This is a genomic window from Parabacteroides goldsteinii, from assembly GCF_020091425.1.
Classification (GTDB): Bacteria; Bacteroidota; Bacteroidia; order Bacteroidales; family Tannerellaceae; genus Parabacteroides; species Parabacteroides goldsteinii.
In genome coordinates this window covers 1385191-1402405 of record NZ_CP081906.1, presented here as the reverse complement: position 1 = coordinate 1402405, position 17215 = coordinate 1385191, and the positions used below count along the sequence as shown (strand labels likewise).

At 44.6% G+C, this 17215-nt stretch carries 10 protein-coding genes and 2 pseudogenes; 1 reads left to right on the top strand and 11 read right to left on the bottom strand.

What is annotated here, in order from left to right; genetic code table 11:
• Positions 1–61: 61 nt before the first annotated feature.
• The 3 genes from K6V26_RS06770 to K6V26_RS06760 all read right to left on the bottom strand — a co-directional run bounded on the left by K6V26_RS06770 (position 62) and on the right by K6V26_RS06760 (position 3994).
• Complete coding sequence (locus tag K6V26_RS06770; protein ID WP_224264908.1) at positions 62–2449, bottom strand: ABC transporter permease; 2388 nt, start codon at positions 2447–2449, stop codon at positions 62–64.
• A 229-nt stretch (positions 2450–2678) separates the two neighbouring features.
• Positions 2679–3674, bottom strand: coding sequence for an IS110 family RNA-guided transposase (locus tag K6V26_RS06765; protein WP_046145281.1), 996 nt, complete (start codon positions 3672–3674; stop codon positions 2679–2681).
• 182 nt (positions 3675–3856) lie between these two features.
• On the bottom strand, positions 3857–3994 hold the full coding sequence (locus K6V26_RS06760; RefSeq protein WP_224264907.1) for a hypothetical protein: 138 nt from the start codon (positions 3992–3994) through the stop codon (positions 3857–3859).
• A gap of 13 nt (positions 3995–4007) precedes the next feature.
• Here K6V26_RS06760 and K6V26_RS06755 point away from each other — a divergent pair, with 13 nt between their 5' ends.
• A complete protein-coding gene (locus tag K6V26_RS06755; RefSeq protein ID WP_224263243.1) occupies positions 4008–5669 on the top strand; it encodes an IS1182 family transposase in 1662 nt (553 codons plus the stop codon).
• A 123-nt stretch (positions 5670–5792) separates the two neighbouring features.
• Here K6V26_RS06755 and K6V26_RS06750 read toward each other — a convergent pair whose 3' ends face one another.
• From K6V26_RS06750 to K6V26_RS06725, 8 genes and pseudogenes are all read right to left on the bottom strand, one after another.
• Positions 5793–8162 carry an ABC transporter permease gene (locus K6V26_RS06750; RefSeq protein ID WP_224264906.1) on the bottom strand — a complete coding sequence of 790 codons (2370 nt, stop codon included), beginning with the start codon at positions 8160–8162 and terminating at the stop codon, positions 5793–5795.
• A 468-nt stretch (positions 8163–8630) separates the two neighbouring features.
• Positions 8631–10952, bottom strand: coding sequence for an ABC transporter permease (locus K6V26_RS06745; RefSeq protein WP_046146824.1), 2322 nt, complete (start codon positions 10950–10952; stop codon positions 8631–8633).
• Between the two features lie 128 nt (positions 10953–11080).
• The gene (locus K6V26_RS06740) at positions 11081–11761 is read right to left on the bottom strand and encodes an ABC transporter ATP-binding protein (RefSeq protein WP_007653323.1); all 681 of its coding nucleotides are present in this window, start codon (positions 11759–11761) and stop codon (positions 11081–11083) included.
• 288 nt (positions 11762–12049) lie between these two features.
• Complete coding sequence (locus K6V26_RS06735) at positions 12050–12187, bottom strand: hypothetical protein (RefSeq protein ID WP_186960409.1); 138 nt, start codon at positions 12185–12187, stop codon at positions 12050–12052.
• A 187-nt stretch (positions 12188–12374) separates the two neighbouring features.
• The gene (locus tag K6V26_RS28710) at positions 12375–13604 is read right to left on the bottom strand and encodes an ABC transporter permease (RefSeq protein WP_394373146.1); all 1230 of its coding nucleotides are present in this window, start codon (positions 13602–13604) and stop codon (positions 12375–12377) included.
• Positions 13605–13916: pseudogene (locus K6V26_RS28705) on the bottom strand (FtsX-like permease family protein); the annotation flags it as partial. It abuts the gene before it with no gap.
• 180 nt (positions 13917–14096) lie between these two features.
• Positions 14097–14663, bottom strand: a pseudogene (locus K6V26_RS28700) (ABC transporter permease); the annotation flags it as partial.
• 108 nt (positions 14664–14771) lie between these two features.
• A complete protein-coding gene (locus K6V26_RS06725; RefSeq protein WP_224264904.1) occupies positions 14772–17156 on the bottom strand; it encodes an ABC transporter permease in 2385 nt (794 codons plus the stop codon).
• Between the last annotated feature and the right edge of the window lie 59 nt (positions 17157–17215).

Here is a 17215-nt window from a genome sequence, read left to right as displayed (position 1 = left end):
GGTTGTTCACCAAACAACTTTTTAATAAATACGTAATAAATTCAGAAATGTTGCATGATTGCTATTCTGTTTTTATGCTTATCACCGGATTTTCGCTTGCCGCCCGCCAGTTCTGGAAGGTAACAGTGACGATCGTCACAGCCGACACCAGCAGGAAAGCCAATATGAACACCCACCAATAGATCGGAGTACGGTAAGCAAAGTTCTCCAACCAGGCATGAATGGCATACCAGGTCAACGGAGCGGCCAACACAAAGCATATCAACAGGATACGGACATACGTTTTGTTAAACATAATCAGAATCTGCGACACGGAAGACCCCATCACCTTGCGGACACCTATTTCCTTTCTGCGATACTGGCTGTCGAATACTACCAGACCAAAGACACCCACCATCGAGATAAAGACGGCTATCAGACTGAATAATGTGATCAATGCTCCCAGACTCGTTTCTTTTTCATATAAATTATTCAACACTTTATCAAAGAAAGTAATGTCGAAAGGATAATCCGGATGAATCTCACTCATTACATTCTTGACATGCGCCATGGCTGCTCCCATATCCGAACCGGCTTTTACCTTGATATATGCAAACGCCGCACCTCCCGAATAACTTTTACCACGCACTAAGAATGCCATCGGAACCACCTCCGTACGGAAAGAAGCGAACTTGATATCCGGAACAAAACCAATCACCTCCATATCACCGATCTTATCCCCCAGCTGAATGTCGTAAGTCTTTCGCGCACGTTCATTAAATATATAGGCACCATGCTCCGTCAAAGTATCTTCTTCCCGGAAATCCCGTCCGTCACTTACTGCAATATTCAGTACCTTCAGGAAAGAAGGATCGACCGGCATCACCTGATACTGAATATTTTTACCATTCAGTTCACGTCCCCAGGTCATATACTGATCCTGGCTGGCCAGCAAAAACTCCGCACAGGTCACATCCTCAATACCGGAGAACGATTTCATACGATTCGTGAAAGCGTCTTTACTGTTTAAGACTGTAGCCGTCAGGTCTGTCACGATGATTTGATCTTTGTCGTATCCCAACGAACTGGTTCGCATAAAGTTATTTTGCAAATACATGAACATAGCGCCCATAATCAAAACAAATGAAGAAATGAACTGCACACTGATCAGTACGTTCCTCAATACCCTTCCTTTGGGAGAAAGTCCGAAATTACCTTTCAGCACCAGCGCCGGCGAGAAAGATGTCATATAATAAGACGGATAAATCCCGGCCAGCACTCCAACCAGCACTGACAGCAGAGCCGTCAACGAAATCAACACCGGATGAGCGGAAAAAGAGATATCCGCATTGATCAGGCCTGCTATGGGACTGCTTGCCGTCATACGGACGATCCATAATGCCAACAAGAAAGCCACGACACTGATACAGACCGCTTCCATCAATAAAGAGAACTGTAATGTTGCATTAGAACTACCCAGCACCTTTTGCGTATTGATACTTTTCATACGCATCGGAGTCAAAGCCGTACTGAAATTGGTAAAATTGATACCGGCAATAAGCATAATAACAAATGCGATGGCAATCAGAACCAATATCGTCTGGCGGCTAGTCTTAGGAACCATGTCATAAAGAACATCCGTTACATAATGAAGCTCCGTCAAAGGAGTCAGCCGCAAATTCAGGTCATCGGTAGACCACGGCATATTTTTCCCTATCTCGTGCTTTTTATAATAATCCAGAAAGTCGTTTGTCAAATCCTTTGCGGCTTCGGGACTATCCAAACAGATATAAGCATAATAATTAGAACTTCCCCAATCATTCAAACCCTCCTTATCATCCAGTTTCACATAGACAGCATTCTGGAGGATACCGTTTACCGGAAAATCCTTATAGACACCTCCCACTGTATAATCCATCTCTGGTATGGTAAAAAGGCCGGCCAACCGCCCTCTGGTATCTTTCGCTTTCATTCTCCGGCCGACAGCCGATTCCGTACCGAATATCTTTTTAGCCTGACTTTCCGAAATCAAGATCTTTTCCGGGTCCTTCAGGGCATCCTTCGTTCCTTCCAACATATCAAAAGTAAACACATCGGTAAAGGAAGGATAAATAGTCATATTCGGTTCCATATAACTATCCTGTTTCCCGTCCTTATCTACAATAAAAACCGTCTCACTATAGATAGGATAGCTAATGGCTCCGGCAACGATATGCGGTGAAAAGTTGAAAAACACATCCATCAGGGGCCGGCTTACAATAGCCTGAGGCGTTTCCTTACCCCACTGTAGCTCCACCCGGTAGATATTATCGGCTTCATTATGAAAAGTGTCAAAATTCTGATCATAATCGACCTGCATCATAATAATCATAAATGCAGAAAAAGCCACTGAAAGCCCTAAAATATTAAGAAGCGTCGCCATCTTAAAACGACGTAATACACTGATGAAATTTCGAAGAATTGTTTTCATTATATATTTATTTTTACCCGAATAGGTTCAAAACGCATGCCAAACATGTAATCATCTAATAAATGAGGTTGAATTCTAAGTCCTCTCCAAACAATATCTATAAAATCTTACCCAAGTTTACGAACATTAACGTATCCTTGGGTAAGTTCGTATATAGACATAATTACTCTTCAGAAGTGTATAGCTACTTCCTAAATCTAAGATGTTTTCGAAATTAAGGGCCTTTTTATTATACGACTAATGTTACAAATGGAGTCTGTCTTCGTATCACAGCAAAAGACCTTGCTATGATTTTGGCTCTTACAGCATTGATTACAGATGCTTTATGTTTCCCCTCCGCTATTTTCCTTTTATAATATGCTTTCATCTGCGGATCCCAAGAGATGGCAGTAATAGCTGCCCGGGTAAGGTACACTTTTACTTCTTTGTTAGCCAATGGAGAAGTCTGCGTTTTTCCCCGTATGGAAATACCTGAAGTATGTTCAAAGGGAGCAACCCCGCAATAACAAGCAAACTTCCTTGGGTTGTCAAATCTTTGAAAATTGTTAGTAACACACAGTAATACAATGGCATTGATTATCCCTACACCTTTTATACTTCTTAATAACAAGTAGTTTGTGCAAAGAGAACAACTAGCGGCTATTAGTTGCTCCATAGCCTCTTCCACCTGCAGGATCTTTTCTTTTATCGACTTGAGCTGCTCTTCCAAAAAAGAAATGGAGTCTGTCACATCAGCCAACTTGGCCATCTGGGAGAATGTTTCCAATAACTTTATGCTTGATACTTTTTGCTTGACCAAATTGTCACGTATAATAATCCATCCCCGCAGTCTCACCAAGTCTTTGTCAGGCAATTTGTATAACTCTAGTTTTCGATAGTGTAATACCGCATAGTTCGCTATTCTTTTAGCGTCAATGCGGTCATTTTTGCCTCGTTGCAAGCCTATGGACTTCTTGATGGTCAACGGGCAAACCAAAGCTAGGGAAAAACCCATAGAGGCACTGGAAACAGATAACTCTGTGACATAACTTCCCATGTTTTCAGCACAGAACAAGAGTTTGGATAAAGAGAGATGATAACCTGCTATCCAATCTAATAAAGATTGGATCCCTTCTGAAGTGTTATCAAAAGACTTGTGAGACAACTCTTTTTCGTCCGCAGACATTAAGGATGCATCGAAAGTTTTTTTCCCTACATCAAGACCTACAAAATGAGAATAATTCATAACTTTGTATTTACAGTATTAAACATGAAGGAGAAACAGCTAATACATTTATTAGGTCGTGAGCCTACAATTCTAACTGGCTAGGTTCTCCAATTAAGAGAGTTGCAGTCTGATTCAGCCCATAGTCATTTAAGACTAGTGTCAAAGTTAGTTCACTGCAACTCTTCTTTTCAAATATACACTTATATTTTTATTGGGATATTTAATACTGCAAATGTAAATGTGTCAAAACGCTGGCACAACCTTTTTTTATGCACAAAGCCCAGACTTTCACAAGCCCGGGCTTTGTTATTACCCAAAGTTTTTGTATCTTTAGGCATAAAGTTTTTCATTATGGCAAAGTTACATTTTCGTCCTTACATTCCCAACCAAACAGTTCTTTTTCCCGGAAGAATTGATGAAAACATAGCAGCGAACGATCCGGTTCGCATAGTTAATACTGTTGTTGATAATCTCAATCTTGACAATTTCAAGAAGCTTTATAAAGCAACCGGTCGTTGTCCTTATCATCCTAAAATGATGCTTAAGGTGATTATCTACGCCTACATGAACAATATCTATTCGTGCCGCAAAATAGAGAAGCTTCTCCTACGTGACATTCATTATATCTGGCTTTCCGGTAATGAACATCCGGATTTTATAACCATCAACCGTTTCCGTAATCGTGTAAAAGAAGAGATAAATAATGTATTCACGCAGTTGGTTCTTGTCCTTGTCGACAAAGGTTTCATCAGCCTTGACGTAGAGTATATTGACGGTACCAAGATTGAGTCCAGAGCCAACAAATATACTTTTGTCTGGCGCAAGACAGTCGAAAAGAACCGTACAAAGCTGATGGATAAGATCCGCATTCTCCTGGAGCAGGTGGATGAAGCCATAGCCCAAGAGAACTCCGCCAAAGACACACCCGTAGAGTTCACTCCCGCCATGCTCTCAGATATAGTGAATGAACTTAAAGAGGTGCTGGAACACCAGCCTGTAACAAAGGACAAGGAACAAAAGAAAGTCATCCGGGAAAAGAAGAAACAGGTCCGGGAACTTGAGGAGTACCGTGACAAGTTGATGGAATACGACAACCATCTTGACACTCTTGGAGAACGCAACTCCTATTCCAAGACCGATCCTGATGCCACCTTCATGCGCATGAAAGAGGACGCCATGAGAAACGGACAGACCAAGCCCGGATATAATCTGCAAATAGGTACCCAGAACCAATTCCTCATAGACTTCCGACTGTTTCCCAACCCAACCGATACACTGACCCTCATACCTTTCTTCCACTCCTTTGAGCAACGCTATAACCGCTTACCGACTGTCGGTGTGGCAGACTCCGGTTACGGCTCGGAAGAAAATTACCGGTTCATGCAAGATAATGGGATAGGAGCCTTTGTTAAGTACAACTACTTCCATAAAGAACAGCGTCCCCGTTATACCCCCAATCCATTCCATGCGGAGAGTCTCTATTACAATGCGGAAGAGGATTATTACGTTTGTCCTATGGGGCAGCACATGAACCGTATAGGAACCAGGCGTGACAAAACAGCTAGCGGATACATCACCGAAAGTGCCCGGTATAAAGCACAAAGATGTGAAGGGTGTCCTTTACGTGGCAGTTGCTTTAAAGCCCGGGGGAACCGTATTATAGAAGTCAACCACCGGTTAAACCAATACAAACGGCAGGCACGGGAAAGGTTACTCTCGAAAGAAGGCATCAGGCATAGGGGAAGGCGATGTATAGAACCGGAAGCAGTTTTTGGACAAATGAAACACAACATGGCATACAAAAGGTTCCGGCATGTGGGAGAAGACAAGGTTACAATGGACTTTGCCTTCTTTGCTATAGCTTTTAATATCAAAAAGATGTGTACAAAACTACTAAAAGCAGGAAAGAGAAGGAGTACACACACTATATTTATCTTTATCAGACCACGTGTGGCTCAACATACGACGAATATTAAGCCTTATTACCTAATTACTGAAAAAATAGTCGCATAGACAAAAAAAGAGGAACGACTATTTTTAAGATAAAAAAGGAGATGTGCCTTAGTTTTGACACATTTACTCAGATGTGTCTAAATTTTAGACACTGGTGTAAAATAATTAGACAAATTAGATTAATTATTCACTTTTTACACTGTTCACCGGATTCTCATTTGCCGCTTTCCAGTTCTGGAATGTAACCGTCAGCATGGTTATACCAGCCACAATGCCGAAAGCCAACACAAACACCCACCAATAGATCGGGGTCCTATCGGAAAAGTTTTCCAGCCATTTATGAACTCCGTAATAAGCAACCGGGGCTGCTATGATGAAACATATACTGACAACCTTCAGGTAGATTTTATTAAACATATTCAATATCTCCTGTACCGTCGCACCGAACACTTTACGCACTCCGATCTCTTTACGCCGGTATTGCGTTTCAAAAACAACCAGTCCAAAGACACCCACGATCGACAGCACGATAGCCAGCAGGCTGAACAAAGTGACCATCTTTTTCAGATACTGTTCCTTATGATACAGATTATTGAATACCGTATCGTAAAATTCTATTTCGAACGGATATATCGGATCGATATCGGTTATTACCCGATGGATATGGGCTACTGCTTCTTCCACGTTTGTTCCGGATTTCATACGTATATAAGAAACCGGTAATATGTTATTTGCTTTTACTTTAAGAAGTAGCGGCTTATCCTCCGAACGCAGGGAAGACACTTTTATGTTGTCGATGAAGCCGACTATATTACCTGTACCCATCCAATTCTTTGCTAACGAACACCCCGGTTCCATATCGGGAACGAAATCCAGTACCCGCTTGGTAAAAACACAAGCATAGGTAGAATCACTTTGTGCATCCGAACGGTTGAAGTTGCGTCCACTGATGACAGGAATGCCCATCACATCCAGGAAGTTCCATGACACATCGATAATTTCACTGCCAAAACCGTTATTATTATAACTGAAATAATTAGAAGAATAGACATCCGATGCCCCGACCAGGGTACTGGCAAAACCAACATCTTCAATACCGGCATATTCCTTGAGACGATTTACCAACAAGTCGCCGGACTTCTTGACCGTTTCCATTCCCAACGTCACCATCGCTATCTGGTCTTTATCGAATCCCAACTTATAAGAACGCATATAGTTATTCTGGATCTGTATAAAAGAAGAGCCGATGATCAAACCGATGGAAACGACATACTGGAAACCGATCAAAGCCGTACGCAACTTCCGTCCTGAAGCAGACAAGCCGAAACTACCTTTCAATACCAGTGCCGGTTGGAAAGAGGTCATATACCATGCCGGATACAGACCGGCTACCAATCCCAATAAAACAGAAATACCTAACATCATAAACAACAACGGTATATAATGCAACAGATTCGTATCCGCTTCAACGAACGATAAAACTTCCGCCCTGTTCAATATCCAGGTCAATAAAAAGGCCAACAGGCAGGCAAATACACAAATAGATACCGCTTCGGCTACCAAACTCGCCCGCAGACTTGTTGTCGAACTACCCAATACCTTTTGGGTATTGATACTTTTTATCCGCATCGGAGCCAGCGAAGTACTGAAATTCGTAAAATTGATCCCCGCAATAACAATAACCAGTAAGGCAATCAATACCAACAACCGTATCGTATCTACATTTCCGGTCTTAATAAAATCATCTAACTGACCTGGCATATAATAAATATCAATGATAGGTATCAGTTGCAAGCGGGTTTCTTTATTAACGTTATATTTAGCAAAATCGAATGTACTATTGAAGTTATCCTCCACCACCTGACGAGATTCAGGTGAATCGAGCAATAAATATCCCATAAACTGCTGAGAAAACCAATCGTCTTCGTAACGTTTATTCATCCGGGCATAAATTCCGTTTTCCAACTGCGAGTTTTCCGGAAAATCTTCATAGACAGCTCCGACGATAAAGTTCGTCTCGTCCCAATAGGGTATTTTGTCTTTTACACGTACACTCTTTCCAATGGCGGATTCGTTACCGAACATCCGCCGAGCCATGCTTTGAGGAATCATCATCTTTTCCGGATCTTCCAGGCAAGCGGCAACACCTTCCACGATAGTCGGCTCGAACACCTTGGCTAAATCCGGATAACAGGGGATTAACTGTTCTTTAAATCCCTTCTCTTCCTCCCCTTTACCTACTATGACATAACGCTTGCCAGTAAATGAATTCAGCAAAGTATAACTTTCGATATGCGGAGACGAAGTAAATGCGGCATTCGCCAATGCCTGGGGAATCACTGACGCATAAATATCCCCTTCCCCCCGATTCATATCCACCCGGCAAATGCGTGAAGCGGTCGGATAACACCGGTCGAAAGTCCGCTCATATTGAACCTGCATCATAATCACCAGAAAAGCGGTAAAAGCCACCGACAACCCTACTATATTCAGGAAAGACGCCATCTTGAAACGGCGCAGTACATTCAGAAAGTTTCGCAATATCGTTCTCATTGATATACTATTTTTTGTTATTTCAGTTATTTACACACTCCAACAACCAAAATACGTGCCAAAACAATAAAACATTAGATATCAACAAAATACAAAACAACAAAACTTCAAGATATGTCTAATAATTAGACAGTCCTGTCCAGTTTTTTTACATCCTATCCGCCCCCCCAAAAGTATTCACATTAGACGTTTCAGACACCAGCCGCAAGAATCTCCTACCTTTCAATAACATAAACTGAAAGGTAGTATCTTTTGAAAACAAAACTAAGGAGTTTTGATTGCAAAACATATATGCTTTGTCAACGAAACATATATGTTTTGAAAATAGATAAGCACCCGTTTAACTACCGCACAAAGGTAGCATATAAACCTGTATAATTAAGAAATCCATGCTATTCTTAAACAACTAAAGACGGAGAGTCATTCTTATGAATAACTTCCGCCTTTAAATTTATAATACTCGTATCGTTATTTATTAGCAATACTATTCACCGGATTGGCATTGGCTGCCCTGAAGCTCTGGACAAATACGGCAGCAAATGAAATAACCAGGCAGAACAGGCCGGAAACAATAAAGATAAGCGGATTCAGGTCGATCCTGTATGAATAGTCAGACAACCACTGGTTCATCGCATACCAAATGATGGGCGTTGCGATCACAAAAGCTACGACAACATAGATCAGGAAGGCACTGACCAGGCGTAACAGGATGCTTTTATTGTCCGAACCGAATACTTTACGGACTGCCACTTCCTGCGAACGCTGCTGGATAAAGTAGGTCGACATAGCCAATAACCCGAGCAAAGAGATCAGGATGGCGATACCGGCAAAGATAGAGACAATCTTTGCCATGCGCTGCTGCGCTTCAAACGATTCCTGAATCTGTTGGTCGATGAATTTGCCTTCGAAATTCAGGCCGGATGTCTGTTCGTAGGCCTTACGGATCTGTTCATAAGCCGTGTACGGGTTTCCATCTATTTCGATGATAATAGACCAGGGATACATTTCTTCCGGTTTATTGATGCGAAGCATAGACGGCTGGTTCTCACGGGTTATATTGCCGCGGGGCTGAAAGTTGCGGATCACACCGGCAATCGGGGTACTGTTTTCTCCCCATTTAAAAGCCGGTGCATCCATAGGCAACTCCATATCCATCATTGCTTTTTCGGTCAGGTACCAACTATTTTCAGCCAGGTGGTTATCACGGATAATCTCCAGTCCCAGGATATTAAATGTGACGCTATCCATAATAAATTGCTGGAAACTGAGTGTTTTATCTTCATACGTACCGGTCATATTGTTACTACCGCTGAAAGGCATCCCGCTCGCCAGCCCTATCCGTTTGACAAACGGCATCTGACGCACCCGGTCTAAAGCAGCTGTACGATCCGTTACATTCTCAAAATTATTGGAGGTTTCCAATATATTCGTTGTGTTATATCCCAAAGGAGCATTGATCAGATGGTTGATCTGGAGAATCATCACGATAGAAGCTGCGATCATGGCAATCGTAATGGTATTCTGGAACGTGATAAAAACCTTACTGAACACCATCTTCGTCTGTCGGCGGAAAGTTCCGCGCACCACATCGATCGGCTTGGCTGAAGAAATCATAATGGCCGGTAACAGTCCCGACAAACCACCTATCAATAAAACGACCACAATCGCCGTACCGATCCAGAGAGGCGTACAGGCATCGGCCAGGCTTATATCGGATTGCAGCAGGTTGTTGGCATAAGAGGTAACAGCCATGGCAAACAGCAAGCCGAGTATAAATGAAATAACCGTCAGTGATGTGGATTCCACCATCAGTCGCATGAACAATTCACCGCGCGACGATCCCAGCAGACGGCGGGTGGCCATCTCTTTCGCCCGTTGGCCCGCCTGTGCCACCGTCAGGTTGATATAATTGAACACGGCAAATATCAGGATCAGTATACCCACCGACATCAGAACAATGACAAAACGTCTATCCCCCGAATTTCCGTTTCCCTTTATCGGTGAAAAATACAATTCATTCATGGGGATGAGTATTACCTTTTTCCACAGTTCCATCTTATACGGCCAGAAGAACTCCTTCATATAGGTAGCAATATCATCTGTCTTAGGACGCAGGTCAGCCCCCGGTTTCATCATCAGAAAAGCGGTCGTAGCACCGGCATTATTATAGCGGTCCATGCCCAACGAGCCGTTAAACTCGGTGACGCCTTCGATCCGCAGCAGCAGGTCGGTATAAGGGATTGCCGAATTTTTGATATCTTCCATCACACCTGTCACCATCACCGAAGTTGAATCGCTGATACGGATGCTCTGCCCTACCGGGTCGTCCGTGCCAAACAATTTGTTGGCAAATGTCCGGGAAATGACAGCATTGTTACGGGCCTGCAACACCCGATTCTTGTCGCCACTCAAAAGTTTAAACGAAAAGAAATTGAAGAAGGAAGAATCGGCAAAACATAAATTGGCATTCATCTTTTTATCATTTGCCCAAACGATCATCGAATTGAAATTGTTGCTGATGACCGGACAAACCCTTTCTATCTCCGGGTAACGTTCCTGCAACCGGTAAGCCACCGGAACGCCTGTCACTACTCCTTCTTCATAAGCTACCGCATAAATGCGGTCTCCATGTTCCTGAAATTTATCGACCGACAACTCCTGTACCGTATAAATAGAGATCAGAATGACGAACATCAGTGAAACAGACAGTCCGAACACATCGATCACCGTATATGCTTTATTCTTACCCAGGAATTTCAGGAAAGACTTTATATTTAATAGGTTGTTCATCTTTTTAATGGTTTAATTGTTCTACAGTTGGCGAGAATAAAAACATATCCCGCCTTCACAGGTAGGATATGTTCGTGTTTGCTTACATTCTTAATTTAGCTATATGTCCATGTGTAAAATCTAATTCATCAAATAAATTCGCTCACTGATGACACGATGCTACCGTCGAACAGGTTGATGATGCGGTGTGCAAAACTTGCGTCATGCTTGGAGTGGGTTACCATGACGATGGTTGTCCCTTCTTTGTTCAGTTCGGTAAGCAGCTGCATTACTTCGGCACCGTTCTTTGAATCCAGGTTACCGGTCGGCTCATCGGCAAGGATGATCTTCGGGTTGGAGACAACGGCACGGGCAATGGCAACACGCTGTTGCTGACCTCCGGATAACTGCTGTGGGAAGTGAGCGGCACGATGGCTGATGTTCATACGTTTCAGAATATCGTTTACCATCTGTTTACGTTCGGAAGCCTTTACCTTCAGGTAAGTCAGCGGCAGTTCCACATTTTCGTATACATTGAGTTCGTCGATCAGGTTGAAGCTCTGGAATACGAAACCGATATTCCCTTTACGAACCTGTGTACGTTCTTTTTCTTTCAGATGGCCCACTTCTTTATCAACCAGATAGTAATTACCGCCAGTCGGATTATCAAGCAAACCCAGGATATTCAACAAGGTTGATTTACCGCAACCGGAAGGTCCCATGATAGCTACAAATTCACCATCCTTCACTTCCATCGAAATATTGTTCAATGCGATTGTTTCTACTTCTTCTGTACGGAAGTGCTTACTTAATCCTTCAATCTTAATCATAATGTTATTTATTTAATTCTACATTTATACTTTATATTCCTCTTTAAAATCCACTCTCTTTTCTCTATATAATTCAAATTACGTGCCAAACTTAATAAAAAGCTAGTTTTCAACATTATACTGTTTTGTCTTTTTTACGGCAGTGTCTAATATTTAGACAGTCATGTCTATTTTCTTTACACTTTACTATAGAAAAACATCCGACCTTCACAGGCCGGATGCACATGTTTAATTAAAACTTAAACTAATATCGGTGACTATAAAGAGTCTCTGTCACCCCAAAATATATTATTCGATTTCCGGACGGTCGCCACCTCCACTTCCAGCCTCTTGGAAGAGAGCTCTGAAACGATCCATATAGTTAGCATATTCCGAATTATTCAGATTGCCAAGAAAAAACTCCAGAATCTTAGTTAATGTACCCATAATTTTATGTTTAAAAATGATTGCTTGTATAAAACGCATGCAATGTAAGGATTAATAATCAAACGGAGTTATCTTTTTGCTTTTTTTTGCAGTTGGAAAAGTTTATATATGTCTAATGTAAAACTTCCGGCATCCTGAAAGCGATTCAAGTTGCCGGAAGTTTTACTTCTGCCATTTCCTACGTTTTTTAATCCGCTTTCAGGCTTTCCACCGGATTCTCGTCGGCCGTTCTCCAGGCGCGGAATAAAACGCAACCGATGATGATCACATAGACGAACAGGGCGGCACCGATAAAGATAAAGGCACTGAGTTGGATGCGTTCCGCGAATTTTTCCAGCCAGCCGGATGCACTGATATAGGCGATGGCGGCTCCTATCGCCAGGGCGGGAATCGCAATATAGGAAATATCCTTTGAGATCATCCGGAGAATATCGATGGCTGTCGCGCCGTTTACCTTACGGATGGCAATCTCGCGGCCGCGGCGGTTGGTTTCGTCGGCTGTATATCCCAGCAATCCGATCAGGGCGATGATCAGGGTGACAAGGCCGCTGATCATGATGGAGTCGCGGAAGTCGCGGTCGTCCTGGTATTGGTTGAGAATATCCATCTTATAGACGGAGGCTTCGACCACTTTGTCGGGCATGGCACCGGCCAGTATTTCATTTACCTGAGCCAGGTTTTCAGACGACATGGTATGCATCTTTATCAGGATGACCTTAGCCGGATTATAACTGTCGGGCATGTTGTAGAAGAGAACGGAAGCACGGGTATCCGGCCCTTTCAGCGAACCGATACGGAAATCTTCGTAGACACCACTGATGGTGAACACCTTCGTGCCGTTGCTATGTTCGGTAATCATGACGCCTTTGCCGATAGGACTTCCTGTCCAGCCGGCCGTCTTCTCCATCAGGTCGATAAACTTGCGGCTGACCATTACCTTATCGTCATTCGCTTCGCCCGGCTGGAAGGCAGTGCCCTCAACGACGGGTATTTCCATGATCTTGAAATAATTGTCGGAAACGAAATACATATCGGCAATATTGAACAACTCACGGTCTTCGCCCGGCAGAGAAACATTATTTCCGGAGGCATAATAGAAAGGCAGTTCGGTACTGCATCCGACCTGATCGACCTGTGGCAGGCGGCGCAGTTCATCGATAGCACGCTCACGTTCCTGTGCTCCCACTCCATTGGTATTGCAATAGATCAGGTTTTCGTAGGCATACCCCGGATCGCTCGTGATCATCTTGTCATATTGGCGGCTGATCGTGATCAGAAGCGCTACCAGATAAGCCGTAGCGACGAACTGCACGAAAAGCAGGCACAGTTTCCAATACCGCTTCGACTCCTTCACGCTGCGGAAAGCCGAAGCAACCGGTATGCGCAGGAAAAGCCAGGTCGGGACAAGGCATGTCACCCCGAATACAACCAGACAGATACCCGCCAGAAGCGTCACGGTAGGCAGCGTAAACAAAGCCGACAAGGATGCCGACAGCAAATCTTCCACCTTACCTCTGAAAATAAGGATCAGGAAAGCACCCAGCAACAGGGCAAGCAAGAGATGCAGCAGCGATTCGGAAAGTATCATTCCGAGAATATCTTTTCCGGAGGCTCCGTAGCATTTATGTACCGCCACCTCTTTTGTCCGTCCGATCAGGGTGGAGATGACAACGAGGATATAGTTCAAGACGGCGATGACGATCAGGATCGTAGCCAGGAAAAGCAACATCGCGTTCATATCTTTTACATCTTCGTTGTTGTTATGGATATCCTGCAAAGGGGATATAGTATAAAACAGGTCTACACCGGCTTTCTTGAGGCCTTCCAGGTCCTGGTTGCGTTCCTGCATGCGGCGGATGGAGGGGGCGAGCGACTCGGGGTCTGTGCCCGGGAGTAGTTTCACGTAGGCTATATAACGGTCGTTACCCACCCAGTTAGTGGTACTTTGCACGGAATAACCCGCCAACGAACCCAGCATGTCGTATTGCAGATGACTATTTTCGGGTATGTCCTCAAACACGCCGCCGATCGTTTGCACGGAATTGCGGTTTACATCACGCACAAAAGTTTTACCGACTACGTTCTCCACGCCGCCCATCTTTTCGGCCAGCGAACGGGAGATCATGACATAATTCGGACGCGCCAGCACATCTTTCGGGTCACCGATAAGTATCGGACGCGGGAAAACATCGAAAAAGCTAGTATCGGTCAGCAAAAGGGTTGCCGTGTAGAACTGTTTTTCGGGCGTCATTATCAGTTCGTCCGGCGGACCGATACGGGTGTAGCGGGTAGCTGCCTCCACTTCGGGTATCTCCGCTTTCATGCCGGGGGCGATTGCGCCGCTCACCTGTCCCCAGGTATCTTTTTTTCCTTCGCGGTTGATGCCTGACTTGACCAGGTAAATGCGGTCGTTGTCCGGATAAAAGTTATCGTACGACCGTTCGAAACAGACTTTCGCAATCAATACTAGTCCCATGGCCAATCCGACAGCCAGAGCAATGATCTTAATTCCATTATTCCTCCCTTTCTTGAACAGGGAACGGAATGCCATACTAAAATTCTTTATCATATTATATATGTATTACTATTCAGACTTTAAACTTTCCACCGGGTTCGATACAGCAACCATCCACGAACGGTAGACAACCGTAGCCAGGATGACCGTCAGTATACAGACAGAGCAGAGAATGAACAGGCCGACATGCATCGGTATCTTTTCAGAGAACTGTTGTAACCATTTTTCGCCCGCATAATAAGAGCCGGCGGCTCCGATCAGAATGGCGGGGAGAGCCATCCAGGCCACATCGCGTGTCATCAACGAGAGGATATTCACCTCGGTGGCGCCGTTAATTTTCCGCACGGCGATTTCTTTACCGCGACGGTTCGTCTCGTCATTGATATAGCCGATCAGTCCGATCAGAGTGATGATAAGGGTCACGATGCCACCCCACATAACCGAGTTACGGAAGAGGCGTGAAGCATTATATAAATTCGTCACGCTGACACTGTAGGAAGCGAGTGTAAATTCATTGTCCGGCAGGAATTTCTGGATGACGTCGTGTACGTTCGCCATATTCTCGGCTGTCAGCTTATGGAATTTGATGACGATATTCCGATGTGCCCTGTTTCCATAAAATAATGCGGAAGGATACATCAGATCCTGACCGATCTGACCGATACGGATATCATCGTAAACACCTACGATCCTAAAATCTTGTGAATTTCCACCATGGCCGCTTACCGGCACAAGCTTTCCTACTACCCCGTCTTTCCAGTCCAGCGCTTTCGCCAACTGGTCCGCCATCATGCGGCTGACCATCATCACTTGCGCAGAATCGGAATAAGAACGATCGAAAGCCTTTCCTTCGATCACCGACATTTCCATCAGGGGCACATAATCAGCATCCGCCTCATAAAGGTCGTTGAAGTGGACGATCGTTTCATTTGTCCCCGGACGGTAAGCTATATCGCCGGAGCCACTGTAGATTGGCAGATTGGCGCACGACGCCACTCCTTCCACTTCGGGCAGCTTGGCCAGTTCGTCCATCAGGGCACGACGTTGCGAGCTTTTCACACCGCTCGGAGAACAATAGGCCAGGCGGTCGAACGAGTAGCCGGGATCATCCGTCACCAGCCGTTGGTATTGCAACCCGATCACAACCAGCAGGCAGATCAGAAAACCGACAGCGATAAACTGGATGAACAGCAGCACTTTCTTCCACGACCGTCTCGACTCGTTATACGACCTGAACACGGATGCCACCGGTACGCCGGCAAACAGGCGCGACGGCAGTAATCCCGCCAGCAGGAAGATGACAAGGCAGATAGCCACCAGCATCGGAATCGTATCCAAAGAGATGAGCGACAGCAGGGAAGCGTTGAGCAGTTCCTCCACCATCTCGCGGAAAGCCAGTATCAACAGGGCGGAAACGCCCAGGGATATGAGCAGGTTGAGGAATGTCTCGGAGAATATCATGTCGGAGATATTCCAGCCGGATGCTCCGTAACATTTATGTATGGCTATATCTTTCGAGCGGACTACCAGCGAAGAGATCACCAGCAGTATGTAATTCATCAGGGCCGCAAAAAGGATGGCGGAAGCGATGGCGACCAGCATAACAGCCATCTTCTTCGTTTCAGGCGACTTGCCGTAGACCTCTTCCAGCGGGCAGAGTTTCAGTTTATAGTTAATGCCCTGTTCTTTCAGTTTATCGGGGTCGACATGGCGGTCGAGCATATCGTCCATCGGCTTGACCATATCTTCCATGCTGACACCCGGTCGCAGAAGGGCATAGGCGTTGTAGCTGTCGCCACCGAACCATTCGTCTTCGTTCGTCCATCCGGCAATCTCTTTATAAGAGGCCATCGAAACCAGCATATCATAGAAAAGATGGGTATTCTTCGGAACGTCTTTGAAAACGCCGCCGATCGTCAGGCTGACACCGGGATAGGCTTCGATCTCGAAAGTCTGACCGACAATATCCGTTTCACCGGCACCGATATTTTTCGCCACACTTTCCGAAACAAGTGCATACAGGGGACGGCCAAGCGTTTCTTTTGCTTTGCCGGCTATCATATCACGCGGAAGAACATCAAAAAAGCAATCATCGGCCAGCATCAGGGTAGCATCGTATTTCCGTTTGTCGGGCGTATGGATCACAACGTCGCCAAATTTAAGGGCACGGGTGGCGGCTTCTACTCCGGGAATCTCGGCTTTCATACCGGGAGCTATGCCTCCGCTGACATGGGGATAGGTATCGAGCGGATTATCTTTGAACGATACGTTCTCCTGGATGGCATATATCCTGTCCGAAGCCGGATAGAAGCCATCATAGGACAGTTCGAAGCATACTTTCGCGATAAGAACCAACCCCATTGCCAGGCCTACACCTAACGACAATATCTTGATGCCACTGTGCCGTCCTTTCTTAGAAAGGGACCGGATAGCTATGTAAAAGTTCTTCATCATAGTGGTATGTTTTATATTCAGTTATTATTAGGATATACATATTTCAATTATTGTCAAAT